This window comes from Pseudomonas sp. AC255 (assembly GCF_979258175.1).
Genome location: NZ_OZ409841.1, coordinates 3673251 through 3686190 on the forward strand (window position 1 = coordinate 3673251; position 12940 = coordinate 3686190).

At 61.6% G+C, this 12940-nt stretch carries 3 protein-coding genes; 2 read left to right on the forward strand and 1 reads right to left on the reverse strand.

Annotated elements, in window-relative coordinates; translation table 11 throughout:
• Positions 1 to 142: 142 nt before the first annotated feature.
• Complete coding sequence (locus ACZZ0K_RS16740) at positions 143 to 8725, reverse strand: retention module-containing protein (RefSeq protein WP_463559216.1); 8583 nt, start codon at positions 8723 to 8725, stop codon at positions 143 to 145.
• 572 nt (positions 8726 to 9297) lie between these two features.
• Here ACZZ0K_RS16740 and ACZZ0K_RS16745 point away from each other — a divergent pair.
• A complete protein-coding gene (locus ACZZ0K_RS16745) occupies positions 9298 to 10614 on the forward strand; it encodes a TolC family outer membrane protein (protein WP_463537745.1) in 1317 nt (438 codons plus the stop codon).
• 161 nt (positions 10615 to 10775) lie between these two features.
• On the forward strand, positions 10776 to 12935 hold the full coding sequence (locus tag ACZZ0K_RS16750; protein ID WP_252868979.1) for a type I secretion system permease/ATPase: 2160 nt from the start codon (positions 10776 to 10778) through the stop codon (positions 12933 to 12935).
• Positions 12936 to 12940: the final 5 nt, after the last annotated feature.

Consider the following 12940-nt stretch of genomic DNA (forward strand, 5'->3'; position numbering starts at 1 on the left):
CTCCCAAAGTTTCACCGCACTCCCCTGTGGGAGCGAGCCTGCTCGCGAAGGCTGACTTGAAGACAACACGTCTCTACAGACAGACAAAACCCACCGTCCCGAATCAACCGGGGCGGCGGGTTTTGTTGTTTCAGACCTCAGCTCAAACCGTATCCACCTTCAACGAATGATCATTGAGCATGCCGCTGATGATCGTCGCTGTGTCGTGACCGCTGGCAATCATGCCGCCTGCGCCCGGGGTCACGCCGTAGTGGCTGGCGAGGTTGACGCCGGCCAGGTCGATGGTCTGGTTCGGCGTGCCGCCGGCCATGGCGCTGACGTCGATGCTGGTCATCACCGAGGCGCCGCTGCCGCTGACGGTGAAGTGCAGATAGTCGTCCAGCGACGCGGTGCTGGCGTTTTCGCCTTGCAGCAGTTGCGACAGATCGAGCCTGTCGGTGCCGGGGGTGAAGTCGGTGATCAGGTCGTGGCCGCTGTTGCCCTTGAGCCACTGGAAGGTGTCCGCCCCTGCCCCGCCTGTCAGCGTATTGTTGCCCATGCCACTGATCAGCAAGTCATCGCCAGCGCCGCCATTGAGGAAGTCGTTGCCGAGGCCACCGTTGATCACGTTGTTGTTGCCGTCGCCGGTGAGGCTGTCGTTGAAGTTCGAGCCGAGCAGGTTTTCGATGCCGGTCAACGTGTCAGTACCGGCGCCGAGGGTGTTCTGCGCACCCAGCAGGCCGAGGTCGACGGTGACGGCGGCTGTGGCGTGGGCGTAGCTGGCGGTGTCGCTGCCAGTGCCGCCGTCGAGCAGATCGTTGCCCGCGCCGCTATAGAGCAAGTCGTTGCCAGCGTCGCCGTGCATTTCGTTATTGCCGGAGCCTGCCGTGAGTACGTCGTTACCGTCGCCGGCATTGATCACGTTGTTGCCGCTGCCCGCCACCAAAACATCGTCGCCAGCAGTGCCGGTCAGGGTGTGGCCGTCCTGATAGCTGATGCTGACGTTGGCCGTGTCGCTGCCGCCGTGGTTGTCGTTGGCGGCGTAAGTGCCGTGGTAGTCCGGCGTGATGTCGTGGGCCGCGGCGTAGTTGAGGGTCATGGTCAGTTGGTAGTTTTCCGCCGCGTTCGGGTTGCCGCCACCATTACCAATGTTGGTGATGTGGATCTGGTAGACGCCGTCCGCCGAGGCGCTGAGGGTCTGGCCGTCCGCCAGCGCCATCCAGGCACCGCCATTGAGCGAATACTCCATGCTGATCTTACCGGCCCCCAGATTGTGATCGAGGTTGAGGGTTTCGCCCTGACGTAGATTGACGGTGATGCGATCTTCGTCATTGGCATTGCTGTTGCTCACCATGCCCAGATAACCGCTGACTACCAGCACGGCGGTCATGGTCGCGGCATTGGCGCTGAAGGCGCTGCGCACATTGGCCAGGTTCTGGTTGGCTGCGTTATTGGTCTGCCCAGTGAAACCGATCAGGCCGGTACCGGTGAAGTCCGCCGCTTTCGACACCCAACCGGTATTGAAACTGGTGGGTGTGGCGTTGAGGGTGTCGCCGTTCGGATCGGTGTCATTGGCCAGCAACAGCTCGCCCGGCACCACGATGTTGCCTGACAGCACGTTGGTGATGACGTGGTCGTCCATCGCCACCGGTGGCGCGTTCGGTATCACTTTCACCGTCAGGGTGGAGCTGGCCAGATCGCCGTCGTTGTCGCTGACGGTGAAGCCGATGTTTTCGGTGATCACCACTGCGGTGGTTTTCTGCGAGGTGTAGCTGTATTCGCCGGTATCAAGATTGACCACCAGCGTGCCGCTGTTGTTGGTGGCAATGCTGACGCTGTTGTTGGCGGTATTGAAGGTGCCGTGATTGGCGCCGCCGCTCGCGGTCAACGAACCCTGGCCACTGAGGGCTTTCGGATCGTAGGTGTAGGTGGTGCCGTCGACCACGATCGACTTGATGAAACCGCCATCGGCGCCGAACGAACCGCCCTCGCCCAGCAGCGAACCGGTGACCGGCGCGCCCTGCACGGTGCCGGACAATACCGAGTTGAGCTGATTGAGATCGGTGACCACCACCGCATTGGTATTGGTGTGGTTGATGCCGTCGTAGGCCAGCGGATCGAGGTTGGCGTTGCTCACGCCACTGCCCAGACCAATGGCGTAGTTCTTGATGTTGTTGGCGTCGAGGAAGTTTTTCAGCGCGGCTTCGTCAGCCGTGCCGATGTCGCCCTCGTTGGGCTTGCCGTCGGAGAAGAAGTAGCCGACGTTCTGCGCCCCGGTGAGTTTGCCCGAGGTGTTGAACGCGGTCTGCATCACTGCTACGGCAGCATCGTAGTTGGTGCCGCCGCCAGCGTTGAGACCGGCGAGGAGTGTCTTGGCGGTGGCGACATCCACCCACACGGTGGTGCGGTCGGCGGCATTGCTGCTGAACGTCACCAGCTGCACTTTCACATCGCCCAGATCATCGTACTTGTCGAGCAAGGCACCAATGGCCTGCTTGGCCAGTGCCAGCCGCGACAGGCCCGGCACGCCAGAGGCATCAGCCATACTGCCGGAGATGTCGAGGACGATGAGAATGTTCGAATCGATCTCCACTGCGGTTACCGAGCGATCCGAGGCAACGGCTTTCGGTATGTCGTCGACGATGTTGACCACGAGGGTGCTGGTGGTGCTGTTGCCCAGTGCATCGGTGGCTTTGTAGGTGAACGTTTCGCTGAGGGTGTTCGGCCCGTCGTTGGCGTTCGGCGCGGTTTTCGGCGCCGAGGTCAGCGTGTAGGTGTAGGTGCCGTCAGCGTTGAGCAGCAGTTGCCCGTAGCTACCGGTGGCGTTGCCGACCAGGGTGTAAGTGATCGCGCCGCTGCCGCCACTGACCGAACCGACCAGCGTGCCGCTGGCGGTTTCACCGGTATTGCCCGGTTCGCTGCCGGTGACTGTGCCGGGGGCGAGATCCTGGCCATCCTTGTTCAGGTCGAGGGCTTTTTCATAGACCGTCACATCCTGATCGACCGAGGCGACCAGTTTGCTGTCGGCGACGTTGATGGTCAGCGTCGTGGTGCTTTCATCGCCATCGCTGTCACGGATGGTGTAGGTGAACGTGTCGGTCGCGCCCGGCGGGCTCACCGAGTTCGGGTTGCTGTGGTAAACCGCATTGCCCGCCGCGTCGAGGGTCAGGTAGCCGTAGTTGCCGTTGATGTTGCTGTTGAGCCCGCCGCTGGCTGATGTCGCGGTGTTGCTGCCGGCGCGCACGCCGACCACCGTTGCGGCACCATCGGCGCCGCTGCTGTCATTGCCGAGCACACTGACATTGACCGTGCCGCCCTCCGCCACCGAGCCGGTATCGGCGTTGGCAGTCGGCAAGTCATCGACGATATTGACGTTGATCTGACCGCTAGCCGAACTGCCATCGGTATCAGTGGCGACCACATCGAAGCTCTCGCTGAAGCTGTTGGCGCCGTTCGCGTTCGGATGGGCTTCGTTGTCGACCAGGGTGTAGCTGTAGCTGACCACTCCGGTGGCCGGGTCGTAACCGGTGATGGTGAACGTACTGCCCAATGGCGAGACCACCGATTGCGGCAAACCGGCGGCGACGCCATTGCTGATCACCGCAATGCCGCCGACCGTGAGGGTTCGCAGGCCATCAAGCGCAGTGACGGTGAAGCTGCCGCTTTGGGTCAGCGCCGAGGTGTCGGGGCTGCTGCCGTCGCTGAGGTTTTTCTCGTAGACGGTGATTTCGCCGCCCTTCACATCGAGGCCGTCGAGGCACACCGGATCGTCGTTGTTATGGATGTTCAGCACCAGATTGGCGGTGCTGGTGTCGCCGTCGGCATCGGTGATGGTGTAGGCGAAGGTTTCCGTGCCGTTGCCGCCGCCCTGGAGGTTTTTGAAATCGGCGTCGTTGGCGTCCAGCGTGTAGGTGTAAGTGCCGTTGGCGTTGAGCACCAGCGTGCCGTAAGTGCCGGTGAAAGTACCGGCGGTTACCGGGCCGCTGGCGACGCGGTCGGCGCCCTGCACGTCGTTGTCGAGGACGTTGCCGGTCAGGGTCACCTGGGCTTCTGTTGCGCTGTCGGCATTGCTGTCATTCAGCGCCTTCGGCACGTCATCGACGATGCTCACAACGATCGTGCTGGTGACGACATTGCCCAGCGAATCGGTGGCCTGATAGGTGAATGTTTCGCTCAGGCTGTTGGCGCCATCGTCGGCGTGCGGCGTGGTGGTCGCAGGCGAAGTCAGGGTGTAGGTGTAAGTGCCATTGGCATTGAGGACGATCTGCCCGTAATTACCGGTGGCGCTGCCGACCAGTGCATAGCTGATCGCTCCGACCGCACCAGTGACCGAGCCGACCAGGGTGCCGGAAGCGGTTTCGCCAGTGCTGTTCGGATCGCTGCCGACCACACTGCCCGCCGCCAGATCCTGGCCATCCTTGTTCAGGTCGAGGGCTTTTTCGTAGACGGTGACATCGGTGTCGCTGACCGCTTTCAGGCAGCTGTTGTAGACATCGATGGTGATGGTCGTGGTGCTTTCGTCACCGTCGGCATCGCGCACGGTGTAGGTGAACACATCCACGGCACCCGGACCGTTCACCGCGTTGGGATTGCTGTGATAAACGGCGTTACCGTTGGCATCAAGCGTGAGGTAGCCGTAGGTGCCGTTGATCTGCGAATTGAGCCCGCCGATGGCCGAAGTCGAGGTATCAGCACCGGCACGCACGCCGACCACTGCGCCGGTAACCGCCGGGCCATCCGCGCCGCCGACATCGTTGTTGAGTACGTTACCGCTGACGGTACCGCCCTCCGCCACCGAAGCCGCATCCGCATGCGCGGTCGGCAAATCATCGACGATATTGACGTTGATCTGGCCGCTGGCGGTACTGCCATCGGTGTCCGTCGCGACGACGTCGAAGTTCTCGGTGAGGCTGTTGGCGCCGTTGGCGGTTGGATGGGCTTCGTTGTCGGCCAGGGTGTAGCTGTAGCTGACCACGCCGGTCGCCGGATCATAACCGCTGATGGTCAAGGTGCTGCCCAGCGGTGTGATCACCGATTGCGGGAAACCTGCGGCCACGCCATTGGTGATCACGGCGATGCCGCCGACTGTGAGGGTCTGCAGACCATCGAGAGCGCTGACGGTGAAAGTGCCGTTCTGGGTCAGCGCCGGGGTGTTGGGGCTGGTGCCGTCGCTGAGGTTTTTTTCGTAGACGGTGAGTTCGCCACCGTTGACGTCGAGGCCGTTGAGCAGCACCGGGTCGTCGTTGTTGTGGATGTCCAATACGAGATTGGCAGTGCTGGTGTCGCCATCGGCATCAGTGATGGTGTAGGCGAAGGTCTCCGTGCCGTTGCCGCCGCCGGTCAAGGCTTTGAAATCAGCATCGCTGGTATTCAGGGTGTAGGTGTAAGTGCCGTTGGCGTTCAGAACCAAGGTGCCGTAAGTACCAGTGAATGTACCGGCCGTGACTGGACCAGTGGGCACGCGGTCGGCGCCTTGTATGTCATTGGTGAGGACATTGCCGGTCAGGGTCAGTTGGCTTTCTGAGGCAGTGCCGTTGCTGTCATCGTTGGCTTTCGGCAGGTCGTCGATGATGTTTACGTCCAGCGTGCCGGTGGCGGTGGTGCCGTTGTCATCGACTACCGTGACTGCGAACTGCTCAGGCAGATTATTCGCGCCGTTGGCGTTCGGATGCGCTTCGTTATCAGCCAAGGTGTAGCTGTAACTGACCACACCGGTTGCAGCGTTGAAACCAGTAATCGTCAGCGTGCTGCCCAGTGGCGTGGTGATCGATTGCGGGAAGCCTGCGGCGACGCCGCTGGTCACAACGGCGATGCCGCCGACTGTCAGCGTGGTCACGCCGTCCAGCGCGGTGATGGTGAACGTGCCGTTTTGTGTCAGTGCGGTGGCGTCCGGTGCGCTGCCGTCGCTGAGATTTTTCTCGTAGATCGTCAGCTCGCCACCGGCGACGTTCAGGCCATCGATGATTACTGGATCGTCGTTGTTGTGGATCTGCAGAACCAGATTGGCGCTGCTGCTATCGCCGTCGGCATCGGTGATCGTGTAGGCGAAGGTTTCGGTTCCGTTGCCACCGCCGGTCAAGGCTTTGAAATCAGCATCGCTGGTATTCAGGGTGTAGGTGTAAGTGCCGTTGGCGTTCAGAACCAAAGTTCCGAACGTGCCAGTGAAAGTGCCGGGCGTAACAGGGCCGCTGGGTAAACGGTCGGCGCCTTGTATGTCGTTGGTGAGGACGTTGCCAGTCAGGGTCAGTTGGCTTTCCGAGGCAGTGCCGTTGCTGTCATCGTTGGCCTTTGGCACATCGTCGACGATGTTGACGTCGAGGGTCCCGGTGGCGGTAGTGCCGTTGTCATCAACGACCGTGACCGCGAACTGCTCAGGCAGATTATTCGCGCCGTTGGCGTTCGGATGCGCTTCGTTGTCGGCCAGGGTGTAGCTGTAACTGACCACGCCGGTTGCAGCGTTGAAACCAGTAATCGTCAGCGTGCTGCCCAATGGCGTGGTGATTGACTGCGGGAAGCCTGCGGCGACGCCGTTGGTCACCACGGCGATGCCGCCGACGGTCAGCGTGGTGACGCCGTCCAGTGCAGTGATGGTGAACGTGCCGTTTTGCGTCAGCGCACCAGCATCCGGGGCGCTGCCGTCGCCAAGGTTCTTCTCGTAAACCGTCAGCTCGCCGCCGGCGACGTTCAGGCCATCGATGGTGACTGGGTCGTCGTTGTTGTGAATCTGCAGAACGAGGTTGGCAGTGCTGTTATCGCCGTCGGCGTCAGTGATGGTGTATGCGAAGGTCTCTGTGCCGTTACCGCCGCCGGTCAAGGCTTTGAAATCGGCATCGCTGGTGTTCAGGGTGTAGGTGTAAGTGCCGTCGGCGTTCAGAACCAAGGTGCCGTAGGTACCGGTGAATATACCGGGCGTGACTGGACCGGTGGGTACGCGGTCGGCGCCTTGCACGTCGTTGGTCAGGACGTTGCCGGTCAGGGTCAGTTGGCTTTCCGAGGCGGTACCGTTGCTGTCGTCGTTGGCTTTCGGCAGGTCGTCGACGATGTTCACGTCCAGCGTGCCGGTGGCGGTGGTGCCGTTGTCATCGACTACCGTGACTGCGAACTGCTCGGGCAGATTATTGGCGCCGTTGGCGTTCGGATGCGCTTCATTGTCGGCCAGGGAATAGCTGTAACTGACCACGCCGGTTGCAGCGTTGAAACCAGTGATGGTCAGCGTGCTGCCCAGTGGTGTGGTGATCGATTGCGGGAAGCCTGCGGCGACGCCGTTGGTCACCACGGCGATGCCGCCGACGGTCAGCGTGGTGACGCCGTCCAGTGCAGTGATGGTGAACGTGCCGTTCTGCGTCAGCGCACCAGCATCCGGGGCGCTGCCGTCGCCAAGGTTCTTCTCGTAAACCGTCAGCTCGCCGCCGGCGACGTTCAGGCCATCGATGGTGACTGGGTCGTCGTTGTTGTGAATCTGAAGAACCAGATTGGCGCTGCTGCTATCGCCGTCGGCATCAGTGATGGTGTAGGCGAAGGTCTCTGTGCCGTTACCGCCGCCGGTCAAGGCTTTGAAATCGGCATCGCTGGTATTGAGCGTGTAGGTGTAAGTGCCGTCGGCGTTCAGAACCAAGGTGCCGTAAGTACCGGTGAATGTGCCGGGCGTAACCGGGCCTGTCGGTACGCGGTCGGCACCTTGCACGTCGTTGGTAAGCACGTTGCCGGTAAGGGTCAGCAAGGTTTCCGAGGCAATGCCGTTGGCGTCGTCAAACGCTTTGGGTACGTCGTCGGTGATATTCACGTCCAGCGTGCCGGTGGCGCTGTCGCCATTGCTGTCGGTGGCGATCACGGTGAACTGTTCGCTGAGGTTGTTCACGCCGTCGCCGGCCGCGTGGGTCTCGTTGCCGTTGAGGGTGTAGCTGTAGCTGACTGTGCCAGTGGCCGCATTGTAACCGGTAATGGTCAGGGTGTTGCCCAGTTGCGTGGTGATCGACTGGGGAAAGCCAATCGGCACGCCGCCAACAATCACGTTGATGCCGCCGATGCTCAGGCTGTTCAAACCATCCGCTGCCGAGACCGTGAAGTTGCCACTTTGCGTCAGCGCGCCTGGATTGGCCGCTGTACCGTCAGGCAGATTGGCTTCATTGAGGTTGAGTTCACCATCCGCCCCATTGAGGCCGTTGAGGATGACCGGGTTGTTCACTGGTGGCGGTGGCACCACGACCGGCGCCGGCGTGTCGTCACCATTGTCGATGTCCGCGTCGCGACGATACTCGGGAAATTCGGGAATCCCATTGAAACCGGCAGTGGGGAAACCGATGATCGGATCGACCCGGCCGCCGACTTCGGTCAGCAGAACGAAACTGTGCCCGCCGCCCAGTTCACCGGTGTTGCCGGTGGGCGCGTTGGGGCCGGCCGCAGTGGCTTCGGCAGTTTTGCTTGGGTCTTCACCGGCGGCGATGGCTTGCTGGATTTGCTCGACATCGGTCAGTTGCGCCTGGCTCGGGGTCTGGGCTTCGTCGACGTTCACCGGCACAGCCTGGTCGGCCAGTAGTTGCCCGGTCATGGTGATGCTGCTGCCGCGGCCGAGGGTCAATTCCTCGCCGTTTTGCAGTTTCACTGCCACCGCGCCTTCCGCGCCGGTGATCAGTTGATCGCCAGCGTACAAACGATCGCCTTCGAACAACGGACGCTTGATGCCGTCGCTCGCCTGAGCGAACACCTGACCAATGACTTTTGTGACCGTACCGATGAGCGCTGCCATGTGAAATCCTCCGCTGCCGACCACCGTCGGCACTGGTTCGCGAAGCAGCCCATGGCTCAATCGGGTTGCCGGGGGCGACGCTCGCACCCTCGACAGTTCGTTTCGCAGGCCCGGTTTGAGGTGAATTGTCAGCGCTATCAAGCACTTGCCAACCCTGTTCAATCCGCCGACCCACTAGCGCTACGTAACGGTGGTGAATCACCCGAGTGACAAAAATCTGTCGCTCATTCGCCGTTACGCGTCCCTCCCCTTCAGCAGTACTTCGCAGTGTCTCGCAAAGTGAATGGAACTTTCCTCAAGCCTTTTCGAGCTCCCTAAAGCGCATAAAACAAAGGCTTTCGAGCTGAACAATGTGCTGCTTTTGAAAAACCGCATAAGTTTTTTTGGAATAAACCTTATGAAAATTTTTTCTTAGCTACGCTCTAGGATGTTCTTAGCTCTGTTGTTACAAGAGTGAAACGCTTATACCCAAAATTTACGTCAAATATTTGGCGACGGTAACACAACATTGAGATCCAGGGAGATGCACCCATGCGCGTTTTAACCCCCTCTGCAGCGCGGTTTTGCTGGCCATGGCTTGCACTTCCCAAGCCCAGGCGATGAACCTCACCGAGGCGATTCAAAGCACCATCGCCACTCACCCGGAACTGGCTTCGCGCGTGGACGCCCGCCTGTCAGCGGATGAACAGGTGAAAGTGGCCAAGGGCGGGTTTTATCCGTCGGTCGATCTGAACGCCGCCTACGGGCGCGGCTACAGCGACAACACCAACACCCGCGCTTTCGGTAACCACAACACCGAAATCCTCAATTACACCCAGTCGGAGCTGCGCTTGCGGCAGATGATCTTTGACGGTTTCAACACCGCCAACGAGGTCGAGCGCACCAAGGGCGTGTCCAACTCGCGCGCCTACTACGCGCAAGGCACCGCGCAGGATCTGGCCCTGCGCACCATCGAGGTCTACCTCGAAGTGCTCAAGCGTCGGGAACTGGTGACGCTGGCCAAGAACAATTTGCAGGCGCACTTGCGCGTCAACGATCAGATCGGCCTGCGCACCGAGCGCGGCATCGGCAGCACTGCAGACTCGGATCAATCGGTTGCCCGTCGTGCACTGGCGCAGAACAACCTCGACACCGCCGAAGTCGATCTGGCCGACGCCGAATCGAATTTCTACAGCGTGGTCGGACGCATGCCCGATGAACTGGAAACCCCGGCCTCGACTCGCGGTGAGCTGCCGCCGGACCTGCGTGAAGCGCAGCAGAGCATGGTCGATAACAACCCGTACTTGAAATCCGCCCAGGCTGACGTGCAGTCCGCCGAGAGCCAGTACGAAGTTGCCAAGTCGCCGTTCTACCCGCGCTTCGACGCGGAAGCGGCAGTGGGCGCGAACAACAACGTGCAGGGCGACGAAGGCCACGACAACGAATGGCGTGTCGGTGTGGTGATGAACTACAACCTGTTCCGTGGCGGCAGCGACAAGGCACGTCTGGCGGCCAATGCGCACGACATCAACCAGGCGATGGACATCCGCAACAACGCTCTGCGTCAGCTCAACGAGAACATTCGCCTGGCCTGGAACGCCATGGAGAACGCCAAGAAGCAGACGCCGACGGCCCGCGAATACGCCGAAACCACCAAACGCGTGCGCGCCGCTTATCAGGACCAGTTCGGCCTCGGCCAACGCACCCTGCTCGACCTGCTCGACAGCGAAAACGAGCTGTACAACGCCAACCGTCGCTACACCGAAATCCGCTACACCGAGGAATACTCGATGTATCGCGTGCTGGCGAACATGGGCCAGTTGCTGAGCAAGCAACGCGTGGTGCTGCCGGCTGATGCGATTGCCACGACCGAAGTGAAAAACCAGGCGCGCCTGCCGGAACTGAAATAAACGGTGCAGGAACTGACTTTGCCCTGATCGTTCCCACGCTCTGCGTGGGAATGCCTCAAGGGACGCTCCGCGTCCAGTGACGCGGAGCGTCACGGGCTGCATTCCCACGCAGAGCGTGGGAACGATCCGATAACCGAGCCCGTTCAACAGAGGCAATCACTATGACCAGCATGGAACCCGGCGCCACCGGGGTCGATCCGCGCCTGAGCTTCGACGACCCGTTACTCGACGGCCTGCTGATCCTCTGCAAACTGCATGGCGCCACGGTCAGTCGTGCCAGCCTGAGCGCCGGGCTGCCCCTGAACAAACAACGCCTGAGCCTCGATCTGCTGCCCCGTGCAGCAGCGCGGGCCGGATTACAGGCGCGCTTGTTGCGCCGTGAATTGAAAGACATTTCACCGCTGAACCTGCCGATCCTGCTGCTGCTCAACGACGGCCGCACCGCTGTGCTGCGGCGGTTTGGCGAGGATGGCAAAGCCCTGCTGCTGCCCAGCGAAGCCGACGGCGGCGAGCAATGGGTGAGCCGCGAAGAGCTTGGCGAACACTACAGCGGCCAGGCCTTGTTCGCCCGTCCGCGTCACGAACTCGAAGACCTGCGCGCGCCGCTGGTGCCACGGGTAAATGCGTGGTTTCGCGACACTCTCAAACTGTCGAAATGGCTGTACAGCGATGCGATCCTCGCCAGTTTCCTGATCAATTTGCTCGGCCTGATGGTGCCGCTGTTCGTCATGCAGACCTATGATCGCGTCGTGCCGAATCAGGCGACCTCGACGCTGTGGGTGCTGTCGATCGGCCTGTTGATCGGCACCGGTTTTGAACTGGTGCTGCGCGTGGTCCGTGCGCACCTGCTCGACACCGCCGGCAAGAAAACCGACGTGATCCTCTCGGCGACGTTGTTCGAGCGCATCACCGGGATGTCGATGAAAGCGCGGCCGGCGACCATTGGCGGCTTTGCCCAGAGCATTCACGACTTCCAGGGCCTGCGTGAATTTCTCACCGCCGTGACCCTGACCAGCCTGATCGACTTGCCCTTTGTGGTGTTGATGCTGGTGGTGATCGGCCTGCTCGGCGGCTGGCTGGTGGTGATTCCACTGTTGGCGTTTCCGATCACGATCATTTTCGCCATGGTGATTCAGGTGCGCCTGCGTGACACCGTGCAAAAAAGCCTGAGCCTCGGCGCGGAGCGTCAGGCGGTGCTGATCGAAACCCTCGGAGGCCTGGAAACCCTCAAGGCCTGCGGCGCCGAAAGCGAGCGTCAGCACAAATGGGAAAGCACCCACGGCGCCCTCACCCGCCTCGACAGTCATGCGCGCAACCTGTCGGCGCTGGCCACCAACGGCACGCTGTTCATCCAGCAGTTTTCCGGGATGGCGACGATTGTTGCCGGGGTCTACAGCATCATTGCCGGCAACCTCAGCGTCGGCGCGCTGGTTGCCACTTACATGCTCGGCAGCCGCGTGCTCGCCCCGCTCGGCCAGATCGCCGGGCTGATCACCCGCTACCAGCAAGCGCAACTGACGATGAAAAGCACCGACGCGCTGATGGCCCTGCCGCAGGAGCGCGACGGCAAACAACGACCACTGGAACGTACGCAGCTGCAAGGCGCACTGGACGTCAGCGGCGTGACGTTTCACTACAACGGCCAGAATGCGCCGGCGCTGAGCGAAGTCAGCTTCAGCCTGAAAGCCGGCGAGCGGGTCGGCATCATCGGCCGCAGCGGTTCGGGCAAAAGCACGTTGGCGCGGCTGGTCATGGGCTTTTATGAAGCGGAGGAAGGCCAACTGCTGCTCGACGGCCTCGACCTGCGCCAACTGGACGTGGCTGACCTGCGCCAGCAGATCGGTTATGTCGCCCACGACCTGCCGCTGCTGGCTGGCAGCCTGCGCGACAACCTGACCCTGGGCGCGCGTTACATCAGCGACTCACGCATGCTCGAAGTCGCCGAACTCACCGGCGTCACTGAACTGGCCCGGCAACACCCGCAAGGTTTCGACCGACCGGTGGGCGAACGCGGGCAATTGCTTTCCGGCGGCCAGCGCCAGGCGGTGTTGCTGGCGCGCGCGTTACTGCTCGATCCACCGATCATGCTGCTCGACGAACCCACCAGCGCCATGGACAACAGCAGCGAAGATGCGCTGCGGCAGAAACTGCATGGCTGGGTGCAAGGCAAAACCCTGCTGCTGGTCACCCACCGCACCTCAATGCTGAGCCTGGTGGACCGGTTGCTGGTGCTGGACAACGGCCGGGTCGTCGCTGACGGCCCGAAAGAAGCAGTCATCGAAGCGCTGCGCAAGGGCCGTGTCGGCTCGGCGGCGGTCTAGGAGTT

Coding starts and splice junctions, on each gene's coding strand:
- ACZZ0K_RS16745 (WP_463537745.1), top strand. CDS start 9,298: ATGGCTTGCACTTCCCAAGCCCAGGCGATGAACCTCACCGAGGCGATT.
- ACZZ0K_RS16740 (WP_463559216.1), bottom strand. CDS start 8,725: ATGGCAGCGCTCATCGGTACGGTCACAAAAGTCATTGGTCAGGTGTTC.
- ACZZ0K_RS16750 (WP_252868979.1), top strand. CDS start 10,776: ATGACCAGCATGGAACCCGGCGCCACCGGGGTCGATCCGCGCCTGAGC.